Consider the following 22,232-nt stretch of genomic DNA (forward strand, 5'->3'; position numbering starts at 1 on the left):
ATGCCCGACAAGCACCCGCACCTCCCGGCGCAGCTACCCCGGATGCTTTCGGACGGGCTACTGTTGCGCCACGCCGTCCCGCAGGATCGGGACGCGCTCGGTGATCTGTTGGCGTCGGTACACGCAGCGCCGGACGGGACACCGAACGCCACCGTCGGACGTTGGCAGCGGGATCTGTTCGACAAGGGCCACCCCACGATCGGTACCGAAGACATGCTCGTCGTACAGGACCCACACGGCGAGCTGGTGTCCAGTTTTCTGATGGTTCCGCAAACCTGGTCGTATGCGGGAGTACCCGTCGGTGTCAGCCTCATGGAGCTGGCGGCCACCCGACCCGACTACCGCGGCCACGGACTGTCGAAAACACAGCTGACCGCTTTACTCGAGCTGAGCACATGGCGCGGGGACCTGATCCAGGGCATTACCGATATCTTGTCTTTTCGCAGCGATACCGGTCTGCTCCCGGCGATCACCCAACGAGCCGGTCGCGGTGGGCATATTCGAGAGCTCCCCGCGGTCCGCGAAGGCAGTGAACCGGTCGCGATTCGAGCCGCAACAGTCGACGACATCGCGTTCCTCGTCGATACCGAAGCTCGGGCGATGAACAGGGGGCTCATCTCGTGCCTCCGCGACGAGGCGCAGTGGCGCCATGAGCTGTGCGGCCGCGACGTCGGCAGTATGGTGCACAGTCGGATACTGATCATCGAGACGACCGGCGGACCGGTCGGGTATCTGGTGCTCGGCTACGGCGGCACCCCCAGCTTCCCCATTCCCGGCTGGCTGCCCGGCCTACCGTGCCCGGAGCCGGCGGTATCGATCGCCCGCTTCGAACTGGGACCAGAGGTTTCCTGGTTCGACGTCGTGCCCAGCGTGCTCCGGCAACTCACCCTGCCCGACCGAGGGGAGCCGGAAAGCTACATGCTGTGGCTGGGCCGAGCGCACCCCGCCTACGACATACTCGGCGACCTGCTGATCCGGCGACCGCCCGAGATAGGCTGGTTCCTCCGCATACCCGATGTGGCAGCGCTACTCCGCGAGATCGCGCCGGTGTTGGAGCAGCGTCTGATCGGTACCGCGGCCGAGGCCTTCAGCGGAGAGCTCCACCTCGACCTCTATCGGGCCGGGATCCGATTTTCCTTCGACAGCGGGAAGCTGAGCGCGGTCGAGCCGTGGCCAGGACACAGCCGACGAGCATCGGACGCCTCACTGCCCGCGCAGATGTTCCACCAGATGATCTTCGGCCACGCCACCTGGGCCGAGTTGTCCCGCGCCTTCCCCGACTGCCGCCTGCAAACCACTCGCGGCAGCACGCTGCTCCCCCTCTTGTTCCCCGCACAGCAGTCGGATGTCTGGCCGCTCATCTGACAGCTTCGCCCTCGGGCCGGCCGGCCCGAACATCAATGTTTCGACCCGCTACCGCAACAGGAGAATGTGTATGGCCGCCAACTTGGGAAAAGTGACCGCCGAGTTCCACGGCCAGGTCCTGGCACCCGGTCACCAGGACTACGACGCCGCCCGCCTCATCTGGAAGGGCATCGACCGGCAGCCGGCGCTGATCTTCCGATGCGCCGACGTAACCGACGTCCGGCGAGCACTCGAGTACGCGCACGACGCGGGGTTGCCCTTCGCCGTCGCAGGGGCCGGACACGATGTCGCGGGCAGGTCTGTTCCCGACGGCGGCATCGTATTGTCCACCGCCCGGCTGCGCCAGGTCACGATCGACCCGGTCGGGAAGGTCGCCCGGCTCGGCGCGGGCGTCCAGTGGGGTGAGCTGGCGGCCGCGGCTGTCCCGTACGAACTGGCCACAACCGGCGCCGCGTCCGCCTCCGTCGGGGTGGCCGGTTTCTCGCTGCACGGCGGGTACGGGCTGTTGATGCGCAGTTGCGGGACCGGATGCGACAACATCATCGAAGTCGACATGGTCACACCGGATGGGACACACCGCACCGTCAACCAGCACACCGACCCGGATCTGCTGTGGGCCGTGCGCGGCGCCGGCGCCAACTTCGGCGTAGTCACCTCCCTCACCCTTCGTATGCACACCGTCCCGCGAGTCACCGTCGGGGTCGTCTCCTACCCGGTAACGCGGGCACGAGACGTCCTGCGGGCCTATCGGCAGATCACCGCGACCGCGCCGAACGAACTCGTCACCGACTTCTACTACAAGGTCAACCTCGACGGAACCCGCACCGCCAGCATCGGCATCTGCTTCAACGGTGCCCGCGTCGACGCCGAACGCGCGCTCGAGGCGCTCACCGGCCTAGGCCGGCCGTGGCGCGATGCCTTGCGCGAAGCGAGTGCCGTCGAGTTGCATGCCCTGCACAACACCAGCACTCCGTACGGCCCCCGATACCACCTCCGCAGCCACTACCTGGACGAGCTGAGTGACGAGGTCATCGAATTGATCCTCGACCAGGGCAAACGCATCACCGCGCCGCTCACCGGAATCTTCCTCGAACACCTCGGCGGCGCGATCGCCACGGTGCGCCCGGACGCCACCTCTTTCCACGGCCGCGATGCCCGGTACTCCTTTCTGGCCATCGCCGGATGGACCGAACCCGAGCAAGACGAGACCCACAAAGTATGGACTCGCGAGCTCAGCAAAAGTTTGGAACCATTGTCGATGGATGCCTGCTATGCCAATTACCTCGACGACGATGAGGACAACCGCATCGCCTGTGCCTACGGTCCCGGATACGAACGCCTGACAGCCCTCAAGCAGATCTACGACCCGACCAACCTCCTGCGCGGAAACCGCAACATCCCGCCGACGGCCCGGTGATCCGACGCGGATCGCCCACGCACCCCGGCCACTGACCTGCTCGCGACGCGCAATGCCCGCGTCTATCCGAGAGCACCGCGTAGTTCCGGCAATGACGCGGAGTTCGGTGGCCGGTTTCGGTCATCAATCCCTGCTGGCTTTTCGACCGGGCAGGTACGGAAGGCCGTCTACCGCGGCGTCGTCTCCACCCGGCGGCCACCCGCCGTTACCGGCCCGGGCCGGTAACGGCGGGTGGCCGCCGGCTCGGATGCTGCCGGGCCAGCGCGCGGCCGATGACCCGGGCACCGTCGGAGAACGCGCCCGGATTCGGCCCGGAGTAGTTGATCCGGAGGTAGGCGCCGGTGGGCTCGGCGGGGAACCATTCGTCGCCGGGAGCCACCACCACGCCGCCGTCCTCGCAATCCCGTACCAGCCGGGCCGGATCGGTGTGTTCGGGTAGCCGGACCCAGAGGTTGAGCCCGCCCCGCGGCACCAGTTCCGGAACCGCGTCGGGGGCGTGTTCCCGGAGCGCGGTCAGCAGCAGGTCGCGGCGGATGGCCAAGCGCTGTCCGAGACCGCGCAGGTGGGTACGCCACCCGGGATGAGACACCACATCGAGCGCGACCGCCTGCAGCAGCCCGCTCACGTACATGGATTCGGCCTGGGCATCGGAGAGAATCCGGTCGCGGGCCGGCCCGCGCGCGACCACGGCGGCGATCCGGACCGACGGGGAGACGCTCTTGGTGAGCGATCGCAGATAGATCACATGCCCGCTGTCGTCCCGCGCGGCCAGCGGGACGGGCACCGAATCGATACCGAAATCGTGCGCCCAGTCGTCCTCGATGAGGAAGGCACCGTACTCGCGCACCACCTCGAGCACCCGCGTGGCGGTCTGCGGAGCCCACTGGGCCCCGGTGGGATTGGCGAAATGAGGTTGCGCGTAGAAGGCGCGGGCCCCGGTCTGTTCGAATGCGCGGGCCAGTTCCGCCGGCCGCGGACCCTGCGGACCGCTCGGGACCGGCACCACCCGCACCCCGGCTCGCTCGGCGGCCATCAACGCACCCCAGTAGGTCGGCGATTCCACCAGCAGCGGCCGGCCGGGGCCGACCAGCGATTGGAAGGTCGTGTTCAAGCCGCTCTGGCTGCCGCCGAACACGATCACCTCGCCGGGCACCGGCGGCAGCACCCCGGCCGGGGTCACCGTCGCCAGCTCGGTGGCGAACCAGCTCTGCAGCTCCGGGGCCCCCGCGGTCGGCGGGCGGCCGATCGCGGCATCGCCGCGCGCGGCCCGCGCGAAGGCGGCGCGGACCAGGCGAACCGGCAGCAGTTCCCGGTCGGGGTACCCCGAATGTAGGGCGATCCGGTCGTTGGGCACCGTCCGTAGGACGGTGGATATCCGGGCGCGCCGACCCCGCGGTGTACCGAGGGCCGCGGTCTGCCAGCCGTAGTCGGCCGGACGGGCCGGGCGCACCGTCTGGACGAATGTGCCGACCCCGGGCCGACTCTCCACCAACCCCTGGGCCACCAGTGCCCGCAACGCCTTCTGGACGGTGACCGGGCTCGCCGAGTACCGCGCGACGAGGGTGCGGCTGGACGGCAGCCTGGCCCCGGCGGGGGCCGTGGCGATCCACGCGCGGAGGTCCGCGACGATCCGCGAACTGCTATCGTCGGACATGAAGGAACATAGTAGCGCTACTCGACAGCCTCGCGCACCGCTATCGTCCACTCGCACCGGACCGGCCTGGGGGTTGCTGGGCGTGGCGGCATTCTCGCTCACCGTCCCACTCACCCGGATCACGGTGGCCGAGGGCGGAATGTCGCCTTTGTTCGTCGCCTCCGCCCGCGCCGTCGTCGCTACCTTCCTGGCCGCCACGGCACTGCTCGTGACGCGTCAGCCGCTGCCCCGCGGCCGGCAATGGATCCGGCTCGGTGTCGTCGCGGCCGGTGTGGTCGCGGGCTTCCCTCTGCTCACCAGCTTCGCGCTCACGATGACCTCGGCGGGCCACAGCGCGGTGGTGATCGCGCTACTCCCGGCGGCCACCGCCGTCCTGGCGGTACTGCGGACCGAGGAACGACCACCGCGCGCGTTCTGGTGGGCCGCCGCGACGGGAGCGGTGGCGGCCGTGGGCTTCGCGGTGTTCCACGGGGGCGGGTTCGCCGGTCTCCAGTGGCCGGATCTACTGCTGTTCGGCGCGGTCGTCGCGGCCGCCGCCGCATACGCCGAGGGCGGACTACTGGCCCGCGAACTCGGGCCCTGGCAGACCATTTCCTGGGCACTCGTCCTGTCCGCGCCGCTGATGGCCGTGCTGAGCGGTATCGCGGTCGCTGCCCAGCCGTTAACCGCTTCCCCGGCACAGTGGGCGTCGTTCGCCTACCTGGGTGTGGTCAGCATGTTCCTCGGCTTCCTGGCCTGGTATCGCGGCCTCGCCTACGGTCCGATGGCACAGGTCAGCCAGATCCAGCTGGTCCAGCCGGTGCTGACCCTCGGCTGGGCCGCGCTGCTCCTGGGCGAATCCCTGACCTTGTCGACCGCACTGGGCGCGCTCGCGGTCATCGCGTGCGCCGGCGGCGCGGTGCGTACGCGGCTCGCGCGCCCCACACCGGATGCCGCAAGCCCACTCGGTTCCGGTGTGCTCCGGCGCGGCTCGGTGCCACCGCCCGAGCGCGTTTCCGGTGCCACCGCCCGGCGCGGCGCCGCGCCGGGCGCGCCGGAACAGCGATCGGATCCCGCGCCGGCGTCGGCCGACCGGTGATCATGGTGGTTCCGCTCACCCTCGGGAATCCGGCGCACACCCCGTTCGTTACCGCAGTGGAGCCCGGCGATCGGGCTCGCGGACGAGGGAGCAGTACCCGCATCGCGACAAGACTGACTCGGAAGGGTTCGTCATGTCCTGGGTCGTCCTGCTGCTGTCGGGGGTGCTGGAGGCCGTCTGGGCCGCCGCGCTGTCGGCCTCGCACGGTTTCCGCCGATGGAAACCCACTGTTCTGTTCGTCGTGGCGCTTGTCCTGAGTATGGCCGGCCTCGCGTGGGCGATGATCGATCTGCCGACCGGTACCGCCTACGCCGTCTGGGTGGGTACCGGCGCGACATTGACCGTCGCGTGGGCCGTCGTCACCGGCCGCGAACGCGCGGATACCGCCCGCGTGCTGTTGCTCTCCCTGCTCATCGTATCCGTGGTGGGCCTGAAGGCGGTGAGTTGACCATGGCGTGGATCATCCTGCTGGCCAGCGCTGTCTGCGAAGCGGTCTGGGCGACCGCGCTCGGCAGATCGGCGGGTCTGACCGAACCGGTGGCGGCGACCGTATTCTTCGTCGCGCTGGCGGCGAGCATGCTCGGGCTGGGCCGGGCGGTGCGTGATATTCCGATCGGCAGCGCCTATGCCGTCTGGACCGGTGTCGGCACCGCCCTGACCGTGTCCTATGCCATGATCACCGGCAGCGAGACGGTCACGCTCGCGAAGGTGGTGTGCCTGACCGGGATTGTGGTCGCGGTCATCGGGCTGGAACTGCTCCCGCACGAGAAGCGGGAGGAGTAGCGGTCGCTCCGCGCGGCGGTACTTCCGCCGCGCGGAGGTCGGTCCACGGCAACGGTTTTCAACATTGCGAGCCTATTTGTTGCTTTGTAGGCTGACCGGCATGGTCAGTCCGAGCACCCGGGCCCCGGCTTTCGTCGCACCCCGGCCGCTGCGGGTCCTCGGCGCGGTCATCGACGCCTACCGGAACATTTTCGTCTCCGGACCCGCGGCACCGCTGCTGTCCCGTCCGAACCCGGTGCACCGCAGCGGGTTCGACCTGCGGCTCGTGGTGGACGATATCCGGGAGGAAGCCGACGGAGTCCGCGGATTGCACCTGCGCGCGGCCGACGGCGGGCTGCTTCCGGCCTGGCGACCGGGCGCCCACCTCGACCTCTTCCTGCCGTCCGGACGGCTGCGGCAGTATTCGCTCTGCGGTAACCCCCGCGAGCGGCTCCGCTACCGGATCGCGGTCCGGCGGATCGACGACGGCGCGGGCGGTTCGCTGGAGATGCACCGCGATCTCCGCCCCGGCGACCCGCTCCGGGCCCGGGGCCCGCGCAACGCCTTCACCTTCGTGGCGGCCCCGGCATATCTGTTCCTCGCCGGCGGTATCGGCATCACCCCGATCCTGCCGATGGTCCGGGCCGCGGGTGGGCGCGGCCGGCTGATCTACACCGGCCGTTCCCGGGCCACCATGCCGTTCGTCGCGGACCTACCCGGAGCCGATATCCGCCCCGATGATGAATACGGTCCCCCGAATATCCCGGAACTGCTCGCGACCGCCCCGCCCGGGGCGGCGGTCTACGTCTGCGGCCCGCCGCCGATGCTGGCCGCGGCCCGGCGCAGCATCTTCGAGCACAATCCCACCGGCTCCCTACATACCGAACAGTTCTCCGCGCCCGCCGTACTCGACGGCGCGGAATTCGACCTGACCCTGGCACGGACGGGCCGTACGGTCCGGGTGGGCGCGCGGGAGACCGCGCTCACCGCGATCGGCCGGGTCGTCCCCGACGTCGCCTATTCGTGCCGCCAGGGTTTCTGCGGTACGTGCCGGACGGCGGTGCTCGCCGGTGAGGTGGACCACCGCGACCGGGCGCTCCCCGAATCCGAACGCACGACCCATATGTTGCCCTGCGTATCGCGCGCGGCGGGCGGCGCACTGGTTCTCGACCTCTGAGCCGGATCGGGTGGATGCCCCGGCTACTACCGGACCCCCTGCGGCCGGCATGCGGGACGCCACCCGAATTGGGATTTCGAATATCGTTATCGCACAAGAGAATTCGATGCCGACTCGCACGGGATCAGCTGATGTCTCATCGCCCGGACGCAGTCCGCCCGTCGACAGGATCGGCCATCACGCCGCCCGGGACGCGCCGTGCGCTCACCGAAGAAGCGACATACCTCGCGCCGGACGCCGACGCACGGATTCCGTTCGAAGCCGGGCCGGCGACCCCGCTCGGTTCAGGGATAGACCAACTCGCGATAGGTATCCAGGATCTTCTGGATCGAGGAGGTGACGTGCAGCTCGCCGTTGAGCGGCGCCCATTCGTACCCGGCGTGCGCACTCAGCACCACCGGCGCGGTCGCCGCCACCTCGACGGCGAAGTGCAATCGCCGCACCGGTTTCCCCGCGGGGGACAGATAGTCGAAATCGCCGATGTGATGGCGGACATCCGTGACGATCAAACCCGTCTCTTCCTGCACCCCGCGAATGAGCGCTCCGGTCACCGATTCTCCCGGTTCGACGGTTGCGCCGGGAAGTTTCAGGGTGGGACTGATCGGTCCGGTACTGGGCAGTTCGAGTAAGAGAACTTCCCCACCCCGGTCGACGATCGCACCCACCCGCAGTCCGACCCCGTCCCGCTCGCCACGCGGCAGGGTCTCGTCGAACATGGATACCGACATATGCGGTTTCACCAACCTTCGATCGGGCGGACTCGCCTCGGTCACGCCGTAGGCGAGCTCTTCGATATTACCGTGTCGTGACCATCGGATGACAGCGGATGAACCGAAGTGAGCTGCACAACAGTGCGCTCCGGCCCGGCCGGCCGCGTATATCCGGTAGCAGGAACACGCGTCCACGCCGAGGGAATCGCGCCGGTGAATCCGGTTGCTCGCCAGCGCGTTCCGGAGTCCGAACAATCTCCCGGCGATACCCTCACCGGCACCGCGACCGATACGAATCCGCACTCGCCGCGACCATCTCCGGTGACATCCACTTGTGACGGACACCTCGCTGTTACAGAAGCGGCGGCCACGGTCGAACTCGCGCCCGAAGCGGGCGCCACGGCGTTCGCAGTAAGGTCGCAGCGGGGCATGCCATTTCCGAAATTCGGAAATCATCCCTATGCGAGCGGGTGCCCCGGCATGATCGGTATCGGGTCGTCCAACGACCGGCAATGCCGGAAAGAGCTCGGTCCGTGCCCTCGTCGCGAACCCCACCCTCGAACTCGTCGGCTGCTATGCGTGGACACCGGCGAAAGTGGGCCTCGATGCCATCACCCGCGAACTCGACCATCGGCCCTGCGGAGTCCACGGATACCGCAGCGCTGCCGAGGCCTACGCTGAACACCTGAGCAGCGGTGATGTGCTGACCCTTTGAGACCGCCATCGTTTTCCGGCAGGGCGCCGCAGCTTGAACCATCCGCCCGCCGTCAACTCGGGTGGCGCCGATGCCGTGACCGTGCGGCTCGCCGGACGGAACGACGCAGGGCCGGCGGGCGCGAAGCCGTCAGTCGAGAGCGTGGGCGCGGCAGATCCGCAGAATCTCCTCGGACAGTTCGGGCTGGACGTGGCTCACGGCGCGGGCGAGGGCCATCGCCCCTACAAGTCGACTGAGCAGCAGCACCGCGCGCTCCCGCGCCTCCTGTGAGGTGATCTCCCCGTCGTGCTCGCGGGCGAACTCTTCGGCGAAGCCGGTGAGGTACCCCTCCACGCCGGTTGCGTAGGCGCTCTGCACCGTGTCGGTGTGTCGTCCGGCGTCGGTGACCAGGGAGGCAGAGGGGCAACCGCCGTCCGAGGCATCGCGGTGGGCGGCCGAAAGGTAATTGTCCACCACTCGCTTCAGCGGTGGGCCGGTGAGATCGGCGCCTTCCTCGAGGGCCTGGTCCAGGAAGCCCAGAGAGGCTTTGAACGAGGCACCGCACGCCTCGGCGGCCAGATCGCCTTTGGACGCGAAGTGGTTGTAGAAGCCGCCGTGGGTCAGGCCCGCCTCCTTCATCAGTTCGGCGATCCCTACGGCATCGACGCCCTGCGAACGGAACATGCGCCCGGCCGCCTCGACGATGTTCTGCCGGTTCCTGGCCTTGTCTTCCTTGGTTATCCGCGGCATGGCCGCCCTCCTGCGTCGGCAGTGTTTGACATTTTCAATGTTACCCCTCATTATTCATTTTTAATGATGAGCATCATCAAAGATTGAATGGAGGCTCTTGTGCCCACCGTGGAGTACACGCGGCACGGGGAAGCCGCACAGGTACCGACGCCGAAGGAGGAGGCGCTGCCCCTTCGCCCCCATCGACCTCGGAACACTGCGTGAGGGAGGGCGCCTCATTCAGCTCGGCGGCCCCCTGTCCGCCCTCCACGCCCTGAAGCAGGACTGATCCCACCAACTCGCTCGCGCTCCTCATGCCCCACGACGAGCGACTTCCGCAACGAAAGAGATCCTCATGCCCGATCGGACCTCAGCACCCAGCATCCAACCCCTCCTGCAGCCCGTTCAGCTGGGCGCGCTCGAGCTGCCCAACCGCGTCGTCATGGCTCCCATGACGCGCTCCCGGGCCGATAACGAGGAACTGGCCCCCACCGCCCTGCACGCCACCTACTACGCGCAGCGCGCCGGCGCCGGCCTGATCATCAGCGAAGGGACCTGGGTCAGCACGGACGCGATCGGCTTCATCAATGTCCCAGGTATCTACACCGACGGCCAGACCGCCGGCTGGACCGAGGTCACCGAAGCCGTGCACGCCGCGGGAGGCAGGATCGTCTCGCAACTCGGCCACGCCGGCGCCGCCTCGCACCCGGATCACCACGGCGGCAGGCTCCCCGCCGGCCCTTCAGCGATCAATCCTCACGAGATGTCCTTCACCCCTGATGGCCCGAAGGACTCCCTCACCCCACGCGCCCTGAGCGCCGCAGAGATCGCCACCACGATCGGCACCTATCGGCGGGCGGCCGCCAACGCCCTGCGTGCCGGGTTCGACGGTCTGGAGATCCACGCGCAGGTGTCCCATCTCGTGGCCCAGTTCCTCAACCCGCGGCTCAACCAGCGCACCGACGCCTACGGCGGCAGCAGTGAGAAGCGAGCCCGGTTCCTCATCGACATCGTGGATGCCGTCAGCAGCGTATGGGGCAGCGACCGCATCGGAGTCAAACTCTCGCCCTACTGGAATCACGGGCCTGCCTTCACAGCAGATGCCGAGACGCTGGAGGAGTACGACCAGCTCCTCGAGGGCCTCAACGACAGCAACCTGGCCTACCTCCACCTCCTCGGCCCGGAACCCGATACGGGAACCGACACCCTCACCGCATTCACCCGCTACCGCGCCCACTACCGCGGCGCCGTCATCGCCAACCTCGGCTTCACGCGAGCGAGCGGCAACGAGCTGCTCGAACGGCAGCTGGCCGACGCGGTTTCCTTCGGCGCCCCCTTCATCGCCAATCCAGACCTCGTCGATCGATTCACCCACGGCCACCCTCTCGCCGCCGGCAACCGTGACACGTACTTCGCGGGTGACGCGGAGGGATACACGGACTACCCCGCGATGACCGGGTCCCACTAGGGTCTGCCGTTCGGGTTCATGCGGCAGGTCTCGGGGTGTCGCACGCACATTTGCGGCGTTGTCACCGGCTGCCGACGGCTCTTGACATTTTTATGAAGACCGGTCTACTTTTTTCCTATGGGAGCCAAAGGAGCCGAGACCCGGCAGCGGATGATCAACGCGACCCGGTCCTCGATCGAGCGTCAGGGCTATTTCGGCACCGGACTGAACCAGATCCTCACCGAGAGCGGCACCCCGCGGGGTTCGCTGTATTTCCATTTCCCCGGCGGTAAGGACGAACTGGTCGCCGCGGCCCTCACCCAGACTTCCGGACTGATCGACGCCGCCCTCGACGCGGCCGACCTCACCGATCCGGCCGGTGCGGTCGCCGGGTTGATCACCCTGCTCGGCGAGCGGCTCGAGGCCTCCGACTGGGAGAACGGATGCCCGGTCGCCACCGTCGCCCTCGAGGTCGCGGGCACCAACGACGCGGTACAGCAGGCGTGCGCCCAGGTGTACGCCCGCTGGACCGAGGCGCTGCGCATCATCTTGCGGGCCGCCGGATATCGCGAGGCCGACGATCTCGCCGTCGCCCTACTCTCCCTCGTCGAGGGTGCGCTGCTGCTCGCCCGCACCCATCGCAGTCGCGATCCGCTGGATCGGGCCGCACGCGTCGCCCGCACCCTGCTCTGACCCCGTCCACCCGGCCGGGGCTTTCCGCTCCCAAACAAATATGTAGACCAGTCTAGTTAGGAAGTGGTTATGAGTACTCCCGATACCGTCGTCTTCGGGGCGGCGGGATTCATCGGCCGCGCCCTCGTCGCCCGGCTGCTGCAGCAGGGCCACACCGTCGCCGCGGCGGTCCGCCCCGGTACCGAAGCGCGGCTCCTGTCCTGGCTGCACGACCGGGATCTCGATCGAGAGCGGCTCACCGTACACGGCTGCGATATCACCGATCCCGGCCTGGGCCCCCTGGGCGCGGCACCCTGGGACGACGTGCGCGACGTCTACAACTGCGCCGCGCGGTTTTCCTTCGGGCTCGATCCCGCCCAGGCCCGGGCGGTCAACCTCGACGGCGCTCTCCACGTACTGCGCTGGTCCGCCGCCCGCCCGCGGCTACGCCGGCTCGTGCACATCACCGGCTACCGGGTCACCGTGCCGGAATCCGCCGAACACGACTACGCCGTCGGTGCCTACGGCGCCTCCAAATTCGAAGCGGACGCCGTGCTGCGCGAACAGGCCGCGGCCGCCTCGGTCCCGCTGACCGTCGCGAATCCGAGCACCGTCGTCGGGCCCGGTCAGTACATCGGCCTGGCCGAACTCGTCCGCGATCTGTGGCACGGCGCGCTACCCGCGCTGCCCGGCGACGCGGAGACCCTGCTCCCGATCCTGGACCTGGAATACTTCGTCGATTTCCTTACTCTGCTCCCGCAGCAGCCCGATACCGCCGGCCGCTCCTACACCGTGCTCGATCCGGCCAGTCCGCCGCTCCCGGAACTGATCGGGCTGCTGGCCCGGCATATGCACGTCCGCGCGCCCCGTCTCACCCTCCCCGTCGGCCTGGTGGCGCGGCTGCCCCGCCGGTTTACCGGAGTGGATGCCGAACGACTGGCCTTCATCTCCGGTGATCGCTACGACACCTCCGCCGCCGACGCGGTGGCCGCGCGCGCCGGACTCGTCCATCCCGCCGCCGAAACCGTACTGCGGGACTGGGCGGATCACCTGGTGAGCAGCCGATTCGGCGCCGCCGAAGCCGATTCCGCCGCGGGCTTCGACCACGGTCTCTGGGTCTCCGGCGAGCGACGCACGCCGGACTACGTCCTGCTGCACGGACTTCCCACCGACAGCGAAGCCTGGCGCGAGGTCCGTGGGTACCTCGACACCCCCACCCTCGCCGCCGACCTTCCCGGCCTGGGCCGGTCCGCACCACGGCATGGCGAACCGGACCGGTGGCTCGACGATCTGCTGGCGCCGGTCGCCGGCCGCCCGGTGCTGGTGGGCCATTCCCTCGGCTGCGTGCCGGCACTCCGATATGCCGCCGCCCATCCCGACCGCGTCGCGGGCGTGATCCTGGTAGCCCCGGCCTTCCTGCAGCGCGGCAGCTCCCGCCTCGCCCGCACCCCGATCGCCACCGCGCTGCTGCGCCGCCTGCCACCCGCGCGACTGGCCGCGCTGCTGGGTATCCCGGCGGGCCCGGCACTGGACAGTGCCGGCGCGAACCTGCGCCGCCCCGGGGTGGCCCGGTGCACGGTCGCGGCGCTACGCGCCGCCGGGAAACCGGACGCCCACTTGACCGCCCGCCGCCTCCTCGACCAACTGCGCGTGCCGGTCCACCTGGTGACCGGGTCCCGCGATCCGCTCACTGCCGCGGTCACCGCCCCGATCACCGAGATCGCGGGCGCCGGTCACTATCCGCATCTCACCCATCCCGAACAGGTCGCCCGGGTTCTCGATTCGGTCCGGAAGGAGTTCGCGGACAGCACCCGTTCAGCGATGGCACCGGGCCGGTGATCGGGCCGCGGCGTGAGCCGGGCGACCCTGTCCGACCGGTCCTCGACCGACCGGCAGCGCTGGGGTCCTGGTCGGCCCCGCTCCCGCCGCGGCAATGGTCCCTGGATCGATCGCCGCCAACCCGACCGGCGATCGACCCGAGCACGCACGACCGGCGATCGATGGCCAGGCCACCGATCGCCGGTCTCACCTACGAATTCCTCATCGCGACAGCGAGTCCCGCAGCGCGGCCACGCCGGCGCGGCGCTCGTAGGCGATCCAGGCGAAGACCACCGCCAGTACCAGCGGGAAGATCGCCATCGCGGGCTCACCGGCGATGAACGCCTGCGTCCCGGCGGCGAGCACGGTGAGCACCGACAGGCCCACGGCAGCAAGGGCAGCCAGCCGCGGCACCAGCAGACCGATACCACCCGCGACCTCGACCAGCCCGATGAAAACGAGCAGCGCGAACGGGATCGTCAAATTCTCGGGAGCATTGTCGGCCAACGCGTTCGGTATCACGAGCTTCGGCCCGCCCGAAGCGATGACGAAGAACAGGCCGAGCAGGATCTGCAGGGTCCACAGGACCCGGTTACGGATCGTGCCGGGACGGCCGGCGATATCGGCGGAGGCGGCGGCGGGGCTGGTGGTAGTCATTTCCGGTCCTTCGGGTCGGTCGCGCCGGGTTGGTAGCGCGTTCAACCGATACGACGGCACGCAGCCGCAGGACTCATCGCCGGCCACGAAAATTGTTGCGTGCCCCGGTCACGATCGCACCGGCAGCAGACCCGGCGCCACGGTCCGCGGGTCGACCCCGGCGAACGCCAGCGCGATGAACAGCCCGGCCACCTCCTCGGTTTGCCGCGCCCGGGCCAGCGACCCCACCACCACCGGTTCCGCCCCGGCATCGCGCACCAGCTTTTCGACCACGCGCAGCGCGCCGGGGTCGTCCCCGCACAAGACGACCGTCGTCGCCGTGCCGTCCGCCCCCCACTGTGTGGACGGCACCAGATGGAACCCCTTCACCACCAGGCCGCCCGGGGCCGCCGCGGCGATCCGTTCGGCATTGGATCCGCCCGCCGGGCCCAGCACCACGCCCACCCCGTGTTCGACCGGGTTGGTCGGGTCGATGATCGGTATCCCCGCCAGATCTCCGTTGCTCCCACCAGCGGCCGCCAGCACTACGGCCGCCGCGTCCCAGGGCACCGCGAGCAGGACCGCATCCGCTGCGCGTATCGCCTCGCGGGCCGGGGCCGAGCGGGTCGCGCCGCCGAGCCGCCGGGCCAGCGCCGCCGCCTTATCCGGCGACCGTCCCGCCACGGTGACCCGGTGCCCCGCCCGCGTCCAACATCCGCCCAGCGCTCCGGCCAGATGGCCCGTTCCCAGAATCGCTATCCGCACCCTCGTGCTCCTCCGTCGTCGCGAACCGTGTACGAGGGCTACCGTAGGGAGCGGATACGCACCGATCGGTGCGTATCGGACCGCGACGCTGGTGGGCGATGACCGATTATCACAACCGCACCGACCCCGTCGCCGACTGCCGGTTGCGAGGCGCACTGGACCTGTTCGCCCACACCTGGGACCCGGTGATCCTCGCCGCCCTCGCCGACGGTCCCCGGCGACGCGTCGACCTGCGCATCGGAATCGGCGGTATCCGCGACAAAACGCTCACCGAGGCGCTGCGTCGGCTGCTCGGACGCGGCCTGGTCGCCCGACGACCCGATCCGGACGCGCCGCCCGGAGTCGAATACCGGCTGACCGAACTGGGCGTCGGCCTGGTGGACGGGCCGTTGCGCGCGCTGGCCGCCTGGGTGCGCGACCACGGCGACGAACTGCGTGTCCCCGAGGGCGCGGATCCGCCGCTGCGCCGCGTCCGCTGACCGTGCGCCCACCCGGACTCACCGTGGCCGCAGCGCACTCTCCGGTCGGTCGGCGCCGGTTCCGTAGGCCGCCAGGAACATCCGGACCGCGGTGGTGGCGATCGCCCGGAGTTCGGCGGGCGGGACTTTACGGGTGCCGTGGGCGGACCGGTTCATCAGCAGTCCGGTGAGCAGCGCGAGGAATCGTTCGACGTCGTGTGACGATGCCACACCCGCCGGCTCCCTCACCCGGATCGGGTGACGACGGGCCGGACACGCCCGTCCTAGAGTGCGCTCATTGGCGAACCCCACGCCGATCGGTGCCGGCCCGCTATCGCCTCCCGTGCGGAGCGGATCGAATACGGCGCCCGGCAGCGTGACCGTGTCCCGTTCGCCGCGATCGCCGCGGCGGCGGCCGCTCCCGAACGTGACCCGCTGGCCCTGCTGGAGTCGCAGACTCCGATGCGGGTGCCCGAACTCGTCCCGGTCCGCTACGGCCGGATGGCGGTCTCCGAAGAAAGAGGCTGGCCGCGAGCCTCGCGGTCGCCGGGCGCGACAACGGCTTCAAGAGAAACAGCGGCGCCGGATCATCCGCGCCTGCGTGGCCGAGTACCGCGAGACCATGAGCTATCAGGCCGGACGCGGTGAGCTGGCCGTCTGGTACTCGCATATCGACGCCGCGACGGATATGGCCGAGTTGCGGGAGGTCCTCGATTCGCAAACGCGTCCGCAAGACCATCGACAAAGCCTGGGGTCGCGACAGTTTTCAGGCGCTGTCCAAGCTGACCACGCCGTGCGACGGGCAACCGCGCATCGTGAGCATGCCGCCGCTGATCGTCCCGGTGGAGGAGCTCTACTCCGGCGCCGACGCCGAGACAGTGCACCGGGGTCTGCTGCGACGTCTGGCCGATTACCGCGGCACCCTGCAACCCGACCGCCGTTTCCTGCTGGACCGGTTCGAGTACGTGCACGCGGCGCGCAAGGTGGTCGGGGTGGGCAGTGTGGGCACCCGCACCTGGATCGTGCTGCTGCGCGGACCCGGCGACGAACCACTGTTCCTGCAGGCCAAGGAAGCACAGCCCGCGGTCCTCGCGCGTTATCTGGCCGGCCCCGAGTACACGAACCAGGGGGAACGGGTGGTGAGCGGGCAGCGCCTGATGCAGGCGGCCAGCGATATCTTCCTCGGGTGGCAGCAGCGCCCCGGCCCGGACCCCGACGGCGTGACTCGCGATTTCTATATCCGCCAGCTCCGCGACGGCAAGGGCTCGGCGGTGATCGAGACCATGTCCCCCGACCTCATGGCCCTCTACGGGCGTCTGTGCGCGCGGGTACTGGCCCAGGCCCACGCCCGTGGCGGTGACCGTTTCGGAATCGCCGGATATCTGGGCACCGACGACGATTTCGACGCGGCGATCGCCGATTTCGCCGAGGACTACGCCGACCGGAACGCCCTCGACCACGCCGCGCTGCTACGCGCCATCGAGGACGGCCGGATCGCCGCGTCCCCGAACCCGGACGCGTGATAGCCCGACCTCGCTTCCCGGACGCGGCCCGGGCCGCCGCCGACCCCGAACAGCCCTCCCGGGGAAGATCACTTCCCGGCCGGGTGCGGACAGCGGCCGGTGAATCCGCGTGGGTTCGCCCTCAGTTCACGACCGCGAAGGCGAACCCGTCCCAGCCCTTCGCGCCCACCGTCTGCAATACGGTGGCGTCCAGGCGTGGTTCGTCGGCCAGCAATTGCACCAGGTCCCGGCTCGCCCGCACCGCGGGGTCGGTATCGTTCGCGTCGGCCAGCCGGCCACCGCGCACCACATTGTCGACCACGACCACCGCGCCCGGCCTGGTCAGCCGCAGTGCCCACTGCACGTAATTCGAATTGTTCACCTTGTCCGCGTCGATGAACACCAGGTCGAACGGATCGGGCTGCTCCTCGGCCAGCACGGGCAGACTGTCCAGGGCCGCACCCACCCGGATATCGACACGGTCGCCGACACCGGCGCGGTCCAGATTCGCCCGGGCGACCGCGGCGTGGCTTTCCGCGAACTCCAGCGTCGTCACCCGGCCCTCGGCCCCGACCCCGCGGGCCAGCCACAATGTGCTGAAACCGCCCAGCGTGCCGATTTCCAGCACCCGTCCGGCCCCGACAGACCGGGCCAGCAGGTAGAGGAATTTGCCCTGGGCCTCGGAGACGTCGATGGCGGGCAACCCCGCGTCCGCGTTGGCCCGCAGCGTCGCGCTCGTCTCGCCGTCGCGCGCCAGGTGATCCACCACGTACCGGTCCACATCAGCCCAATCCGGTGTGCTCATATCCGCAGTCTGCCACCCGCCGCCAGACTGTCGAGGAAAGCCTCCCGCGCCCGGCGCTGCAGGCGCCAGGCCGATCGGTCCGACGACCGGGATCAGCGTCACCGCGATCCCGTGCGATGCTCCCGGATGCGCGCTGTCGCCGGGCAGGCTCCGGCTCTCTGGTGAAACTTACTGACCGCGAGCATAATTCGTGTCCGGAGCGCACCGGGCCGGGCCCCGCCCAGTATGGTGAGGACGCCGATCGTATCGGCCGGTGGTACGGGGCAGCCGAGTCCGATCGAGGGGATGGTGACCATGCGCTGGCATCAGGCGGCCGCCTGCGGACCCGAATTCTTTTCCGAGCTCGCCGACGGCTTCGTGCCCATGGCACACGAATTCGGCGCTCCGGAGGACTGGCACGCCGGGCTCACCACCCAGGAGTCGGTCGCCTACACCCTGCTGCGCTGGGAGCAGCACGGAAATCGCCTGTGCCAACGGACCCACCGGCATATCCGCACCGTCCCCGGCGACGACTTCTTCTGGGTCGTCGTCCCCGATCGCGGTGATTTCGCGATCCGTTTCCGCGACGAGGTGACCCGGGTCCCGCGCGGTCACGCGGTCGTGGCCGGACTGGAGATACCGTGCCGGCTGCATATTCCCGATTCGGCGGCCTACGGGTTCCAGGTGCCGCGGACCGAGTTCGAGGCCCGGGTCCGGCCGCGCGGACATATGAACGTCGTCCTCGATATGACCCGGGGTCTGGGCCGGGTCGCCGGCGATATGATCCGCGGCGTCCACGCCGAACAGTCCCGGCTGAGCGAACGCGAATTCAACGCCGTGTGCGACCGGGTCACCGAACTGCTGTGCATGATGGCCGTCGGCGAGACCGACCCGCAGGAGACCCATCACGCGGAGGTCGCCGAGAGCATCCGGCGGTACCTGCGCGAGCACATCGGCCGCGCCGATGTGCGCCTGCCCGCGGTGGCGCACGCGCTCGGCTGGTCGCCCCGGCAGCTGCGGGTGGTGCTGCACGAAACCGGGACGACCTTCCGAGACCTGCGCCGCGACGAGGCTCTGCGGGTGGCACGCGAACTCCTGGCCGACCCGCGCGCCACCTTGACCATCGCGGAACTGGCGGCCCGCTGCGGTTTCACCCCGGCCTGGTTCTCGGCGGCGTTCAAGGAGCGGTTCGGCGTGACGCCACGGGAGTTCCGGCGCCGCAGACGTGCCGACTCCACCGACCGGCACAGTGAACCGACCGGTCCGAACCCGGCCTAGGAGCCGGGGTTCAGTCGCACCGGAAGTTTCTCCGGACCCACCGTGCTGATCTGCACCGCGTACTCGACCTCGGCGCTGGGCACGGCCAGGGCCAGCTTCGGGAAGCGGGTGAACAGCGTCTGCAGCGCGATCCGGCTCTCCAACCGGGCCAGCGGTGCGCCCAGGCAGAAATGCGGTCCGCGGCCGAACACGAGCTGGTCGCGGTGCTCGTGGTCGATATCGAATACCTCCGCGTTCGGGACGAGCAGCGGATCCCGGTCGGCGCCGCCCCACCACAGCGTCGGCGTACCCGCGGGAATATCGACACCGGCGACCGTCACATCGTCGAGTGGGTAGCGCATGAGCGCACCGACGACCGAAGAGCGATAGCGCAGCGCTTCTTCGACCACATCGGCCCAGCGATTCTCGGCCTGCGCCCGCGCGAGCTGTGCGGGATGGTCGTACAGGGCGATCACCGCATTACCCAGCAGATGAACGGTGGTCTCGTGCCCGGCCACGATGACCAGCCACAGCACACCGATCAGCTCCTCCTCGGAAAGCTCGTTCGCCGCGTTGGCCTGCAACAGCGCCGAGGTCAGATCCTCCCCCGGTTCGGCCCGTTTGTGGGCGAGCAGTTCGACGAAATAGCCGCTCATCGCCGCCATGGCCGCCTGGGTCTGTTCGCCGGTGCTGTGCGCCGAGACGATCGTCAAGGTCCAGTCCTTGAGCTGCGGCTGCGCCTCCAGCGGTACCCCGAACAGATCGCAGATCACCCGGACCGGCAAGGGGACCGTGTAGTTCGCGACCAGATCGACCTCTTCGGTATCGGGGAAGGCGCTGATGAGGTCGTCGGCGATCTGCTGGATCCGTGGTTCCAGCGCCGCGATCCGAGCCGGGGTGAACGCCTTGTTGATCGTCTGGCGCAACCGCCGGTGCGCGGCACCGTCCTGATTCAGCATGTGTTCGGCGTCGGTCAGGGCGCGCAGCGGCCAATCGGCGGGGATCCGGCCGTCGTGCAGCGCGGGACACTTGGACGGGTGCTTGGCGAAGACCTTCTCGTCGAGCACCTCACCGGCGGCACGGTGACTGACCGCGATGTAGGCGCCGACTCCGCCGAGCAGTTCAATGGGCACGACCTCACCCGCGCGAATTATCCGCTCCAGCGTTTCGTACATCGGCTCGCCGGGTGTCGGAAGTTGGATGACTTGCTCGGACATGCTGTCTCCCTGAGTTTTTCGATGCGACCAGGGAGAGTCTGGAATGTCGGGGCGGGCCGCACAATCGGTACGCCGCATCGTGCCCCGCACCGATATTCCACCGCGCCGGAACGTAATTCCGCGCGGGGATCTCACTCTTCGACGTGTTTGCGCACCCGGAGGTCCTGTCCGGCGCCCGCCGCGGCCGGCCGGGCGTTGTCGATGGTGAAGGTCACCCGGTCGGCCGATAGCGGTCCTCGCCGTATTCGAGCGGGACCCCGGCCGCGGACGAGGTATGCCGCCGTTCCCGCAGCACCGGGGTCCCCGGGGCGACTCCCAAGCAGGGCCGCGTCGGTCTCGTCGGCGCCGACCGCGTCGATGGTGTGCCGGGCCGGAACCGTGGTGGTGGCCCGGACCGCCGCCGAACTCGGCGTCCTGGAGGAATTCGCGGCCGAGCGCGGTACCGAGCAGGTACGACTGCTCGACCGCGCCGGAACGGCCCGGCTCTTCCCACCCGCCGGCGGCCCCGGCAGCGATATCGTGGGCGGCGCCCATCTACCGCTCGACCTGCGGGTCGACCCGCGCGCCGCGATTCCGGCGCTGGCCGACCGGCTGACCGCACGCGGCGTCGAGTTCGTCTGGAACACCCGGGTGGGCGCCGTATCCGAAGGTGTCGTGCACGCCGCGTGCGGTGATCTGACCGCGACCGCGATCGTGCACGCGACCGGCCACGATATCGACCGGCTCTTCCCGGTGATCGCCGAAGAGAACGAGGTGCGCCGCTGCCGGCTCCAGATGCTGGAGGTCGCGCCGCCCGGTGATATCCGCATCGCACCGGCGGTCCTCACCGGCTACTCCATGCTGCGCTACGGCGTTCTGGCCGCCACCGCCTCCGCCGCCGCGGTGCGGCGCGAGATCACCGACCGGGCGCCGGAAACGCTGGACGCCGTGATGAACCTGATGTTCACCCAGCGCCCGGACGGTTCGGTGGTTCTCGGCGACACCCACCACTACGCCCGCACCCATCCGCCCTTCGACGAGGAGGAGATCGCCCGGCTGGTGCTGCGCGAAGGTGCCCGGCTCTTCGCGACCGGTGAGCTGTCGGTGCGACGGCGCTGGCGCTGGATCTACGCGGATTCGCCGCATACCGATTTCCTCGTGGCCGCGCCCGCGCCCGGTATCCGCGTGGTTTCGGTGACCTCCGGCATCGGTACGACCACCGCACTGGGTCTGGCTCCGGCGGTCGTGGACCAGCTGGTCTGAGCACCGGACCGCGCGGCCGCCGCACTCGGCCGCCGCGCCGACATCAGCTCGCCGCGGTCACGATCGTCGCGGCGACCGCGTCCGGCTGCGAGACCAGAGAGGCGTGGGACGCGTCGAGGTCGCTGGTCTGCGCGCCCATCCGGCCGGCCATGAAACGCTGCGAGGCCGGCGGGATGACCCGGTCCTGCGCGGAGACCAGGTACCAGGTGGGCATACCCGACCAGGACGGCGCCCCGGATGGTTCCAGATTGGCGGCCAGAGCGATCGATTGCTGGTGGGCGATCATATCGGCGGCAGTGGCGTCGGCGACGTCCTGCGCGAAGACGTCGTGGAAGTATTCGGGTGCCACATAGCCGTCGAGATTGCGTCCCGCGATGCCCTGCGGATCGTCGACGGCCTTCACCTGCAGTGCCGGGGGCAGCAACCGGCTACCCGGGAACCGCACCGGGTCCAATGCCTGCTGGGCGAATTCACCCTGGGTCGGCGCGAAGGCCGCGACGTAGACCATGGAGACGATATCGGGGTCGTGCACATTGCTGATCACGGTCCCGCCGTAGGAGTGCCCGACCAATACGATGGGCCCGTCGACGGTATCCAGGGCGCGCTGGACGGCGGCGGAATCGTGGGCCGGGCCGCGCAACGGGTTCACCGGGGTCAGTACCTCGTAGCCCTGCCCGCGCAGTCGCCCGGCGACTCCGTGCCAGCTGGTCGGGTCGGCGAACGCTCCGTGCACCAGGACCACGGTGGGCCGCGGCGCGGCCCAGGCGGGTATCGCGACGCCGGCCGTCGCGACGAGGGCGATGATCAGGCTCAGCAGAGCGGTACGCAGCGTGCGAATGATGGTCATT

Annotated in this window: 21 protein-coding genes, 2 pseudogenes and 1 riboswitch; of the genes and pseudogenes, 14 read left to right on the forward strand and 9 right to left on the reverse strand. The window is 69.5% G+C overall.

Annotated features, from left to right (window positions below):
* Both ACQPYS_RS22355 and ACQPYS_RS22360 read left to right on the forward strand, forming a co-directional pair.
* Positions 1–1,365: a hypothetical protein gene (locus ACQPYS_RS22355; RefSeq protein WP_433490713.1), complete on the forward strand. Its 1,365-nt coding sequence runs from the start codon at positions 1–3 to the stop codon at positions 1,363–1,365.
* A 70-nt stretch (positions 1,366–1,435) separates the two neighbouring features.
* A complete protein-coding gene (locus ACQPYS_RS22360) occupies positions 1,436–2,782 on the forward strand; it encodes an FAD-binding oxidoreductase (protein WP_433490714.1) in 1,347 nt (448 codons plus the stop codon).
* A gap of 205 nt (positions 2,783–2,987) precedes the next feature.
* Here ACQPYS_RS22360 and ACQPYS_RS22365 read toward each other — a convergent pair whose 3' ends face one another.
* Positions 2,988–4,436, reverse strand: coding sequence for a PLP-dependent aminotransferase family protein (locus ACQPYS_RS22365; protein WP_433490715.1), 1,449 nt, complete (start codon positions 4,434–4,436; stop codon positions 2,988–2,990).
* Here ACQPYS_RS22365 and ACQPYS_RS22370 point away from each other — a divergent pair.
* The 4 genes from ACQPYS_RS22370 (at position 4,435) to ACQPYS_RS22385 (ending at position 7,453) form a co-directional block, all read left to right on the forward strand.
* On the forward strand, positions 4,435–5,514 hold the full coding sequence (locus tag ACQPYS_RS22370) for a DMT family transporter (protein ID WP_433490716.1): 1,080 nt from the start codon (positions 4,435–4,437) through the stop codon (positions 5,512–5,514). The two genes, ACQPYS_RS22365 and ACQPYS_RS22370, sit on opposite strands and share 2 nt — an antisense overlap.
* A 56-nt stretch (positions 5,515–5,570) precedes the next feature.
* Positions 5,571–5,637: riboswitch (guanidine-III (ykkC-III) riboswitch) on the forward strand.
* A 10-nt stretch (positions 5,638–5,647) separates the two neighbouring features.
* A complete protein-coding gene (locus tag ACQPYS_RS22375; protein ID WP_063039696.1) occupies positions 5,648–5,962 on the forward strand; it encodes a DMT family transporter in 315 nt (104 codons plus the stop codon).
* 2 nt (positions 5,963–5,964) lie between these two features.
* Positions 5,965–6,297 carry a DMT family transporter gene (locus ACQPYS_RS22380; RefSeq protein ID WP_433493103.1) on the forward strand — a complete coding sequence of 111 codons (333 nt, stop codon included), beginning with the start codon at positions 5,965–5,967 and terminating at the stop codon, positions 6,295–6,297.
* Between the two features lie 100 nt (positions 6,298–6,397).
* Positions 6,398–7,453, forward strand: a complete 1,056-nt coding sequence (locus ACQPYS_RS22385; protein WP_433490717.1) for a PDR/VanB family oxidoreductase — start codon at positions 6,398–6,400, stop codon at positions 7,451–7,453.
* A gap of 284 nt (positions 7,454–7,737) precedes the next feature.
* Here the strand turns inward: ACQPYS_RS22385 and ACQPYS_RS22390 are convergent, their stop codons facing one another.
* Positions 7,738–8,193 carry an NUDIX domain-containing protein gene (locus ACQPYS_RS22390; protein WP_157107377.1) on the reverse strand — a complete coding sequence of 152 codons (456 nt, stop codon included), beginning with the start codon at positions 8,191–8,193 and terminating at the stop codon, positions 7,738–7,740.
* 475 nt (positions 8,194–8,668) lie between these two features.
* On the opposite strand from ACQPYS_RS22390, the pseudogene ACQPYS_RS22395 reads away from it, so the two are divergent.
* A pseudogene (locus ACQPYS_RS22395) lies at positions 8,669–8,773 on the forward strand (dihydrodipicolinate reductase); the annotation flags it as partial.
* A gap of 234 nt (positions 8,774–9,007) precedes the next feature.
* Here ACQPYS_RS22395 and ACQPYS_RS22400 read toward each other — a convergent pair.
* Positions 9,008–9,607 carry a TetR/AcrR family transcriptional regulator gene (locus tag ACQPYS_RS22400; RefSeq protein WP_433490718.1) on the reverse strand — a complete coding sequence of 200 codons (600 nt, stop codon included), beginning with the start codon at positions 9,605–9,607 and terminating at the stop codon, positions 9,008–9,010.
* 334 nt (positions 9,608–9,941) lie between these two features.
* Here ACQPYS_RS22400 and ACQPYS_RS22405 point away from each other — a divergent pair, with 334 nt between their 5' ends.
* The 3 genes from ACQPYS_RS22405 (at position 9,942) to ACQPYS_RS22415 (ending at position 13,544) form a co-directional block, all read left to right on the forward strand.
* Positions 9,942–11,054 (forward strand): alkene reductase, encoded by a 1,113-nt coding sequence (locus ACQPYS_RS22405; RefSeq protein ID WP_433490719.1) that lies wholly within the window; start codon positions 9,942–9,944, stop codon positions 11,052–11,054.
* A gap of 117 nt (positions 11,055–11,171) precedes the next feature.
* Complete coding sequence (locus ACQPYS_RS22410) at positions 11,172–11,726, forward strand: TetR/AcrR family transcriptional regulator (protein WP_433490720.1); 555 nt, start codon at positions 11,172–11,174, stop codon at positions 11,724–11,726.
* Positions 11,727–11,795: 69 nt separating this feature from the next.
* The gene (locus tag ACQPYS_RS22415; protein WP_433490721.1) at positions 11,796–13,544 is read left to right on the forward strand and encodes an alpha/beta fold hydrolase; all 1,749 of its coding nucleotides are present in this window, start codon (positions 11,796–11,798) and stop codon (positions 13,542–13,544) included.
* Between the two features lie 201 nt (positions 13,545–13,745).
* On the opposite strand, the gene ACQPYS_RS22420 is transcribed toward ACQPYS_RS22415, so the two are convergent.
* Together ACQPYS_RS22420 and ACQPYS_RS22425 are read right to left on the reverse strand one after the other, a co-directional pair.
* Positions 13,746–14,180, reverse strand: a complete 435-nt coding sequence (locus tag ACQPYS_RS22420) for a DoxX family protein (RefSeq protein ID WP_433490722.1) — start codon at positions 14,178–14,180, stop codon at positions 13,746–13,748.
* A 108-nt stretch (positions 14,181–14,288) separates the two neighbouring features.
* Positions 14,289–14,924 carry an NADPH-dependent F420 reductase gene (locus ACQPYS_RS22425; RefSeq protein ID WP_433490723.1) on the reverse strand — a complete coding sequence of 212 codons (636 nt, stop codon included), beginning with the start codon at positions 14,922–14,924 and terminating at the stop codon, positions 14,289–14,291.
* 98 nt (positions 14,925–15,022) lie between these two features.
* Between ACQPYS_RS22425 and ACQPYS_RS22430 the strand changes: the two genes are divergently transcribed.
* Entirely contained in the window at positions 15,023–15,403 is a 381-nt protein-coding gene (locus ACQPYS_RS22430; protein ID WP_431939878.1) for a winged helix-turn-helix transcriptional regulator, read from the forward strand.
* An 18-nt stretch (positions 15,404–15,421) separates the two neighbouring features.
* Here ACQPYS_RS22430 and ACQPYS_RS22435 read toward each other — a convergent pair whose 3' ends face one another.
* Positions 15,422–15,613 carry a TetR/AcrR family transcriptional regulator C-terminal domain-containing protein gene (locus tag ACQPYS_RS22435; RefSeq protein ID WP_433490724.1) on the reverse strand — a complete coding sequence of 64 codons (192 nt, stop codon included), beginning with the start codon at positions 15,611–15,613 and terminating at the stop codon, positions 15,422–15,424.
* Between the two features lie 66 nt (positions 15,614–15,679).
* Here ACQPYS_RS22435 and ACQPYS_RS22440 point away from each other — a divergent pair.
* Positions 15,680–16,905 (forward strand): annotated as a pseudogene (locus ACQPYS_RS22440) (DUF2252 domain-containing protein).
* 121 nt (positions 16,906–17,026) lie between these two features.
* Here the strand turns inward: ACQPYS_RS22440 and ACQPYS_RS22445 are convergent.
* Complete coding sequence (locus tag ACQPYS_RS22445; RefSeq protein ID WP_433490725.1) at positions 17,027–17,689, reverse strand: O-methyltransferase; 663 nt, start codon at positions 17,687–17,689, stop codon at positions 17,027–17,029.
* Between the two features lie 285 nt (positions 17,690–17,974).
* On the opposite strand from ACQPYS_RS22445, the gene ACQPYS_RS22450 reads away from it, so the two are divergent.
* Positions 17,975–18,946: an AraC family transcriptional regulator gene (locus ACQPYS_RS22450; protein WP_433490726.1), complete on the forward strand. Its 972-nt coding sequence runs from the start codon at positions 17,975–17,977 to the stop codon at positions 18,944–18,946.
* On the opposite strand, the gene ACQPYS_RS22455 is transcribed toward ACQPYS_RS22450, so the two are convergent.
* A complete protein-coding gene (locus tag ACQPYS_RS22455; RefSeq protein ID WP_433490727.1) occupies positions 18,943–20,142 on the reverse strand; it encodes a cytochrome P450 family protein in 1,200 nt (399 codons plus the stop codon). The two genes, ACQPYS_RS22450 and ACQPYS_RS22455, sit on opposite strands and share 4 nt — an antisense overlap.
* 357 nt (positions 20,143–20,499) lie before the next feature.
* Between ACQPYS_RS22455 and ACQPYS_RS22460 the strand changes: the two genes are divergently transcribed.
* Positions 20,500–21,384, forward strand: a complete 885-nt coding sequence (locus tag ACQPYS_RS22460) for an FAD-dependent oxidoreductase (protein WP_433490728.1) — start codon at positions 20,500–20,502, stop codon at positions 21,382–21,384.
* A gap of 43 nt (positions 21,385–21,427) precedes the next feature.
* Here the strand turns inward: ACQPYS_RS22460 and ACQPYS_RS22465 are convergent, their stop codons facing one another.
* Positions 21,428–22,231, reverse strand: a complete 804-nt coding sequence (locus tag ACQPYS_RS22465) for a lipase family alpha/beta hydrolase (RefSeq protein ID WP_433490729.1) — start codon at positions 22,229–22,231, stop codon at positions 21,428–21,430.
* Position 22,232: the final 1 nt, after the last annotated feature.

Origin of the sequence: Nocardia grenadensis (genome assembly GCF_050942415.1) — a bacterium.
In the GTDB taxonomy this organism is placed as follows: Bacteria; Actinomycetota; Actinomycetes; order Mycobacteriales; family Mycobacteriaceae; genus Nocardia; species Nocardia grenadensis.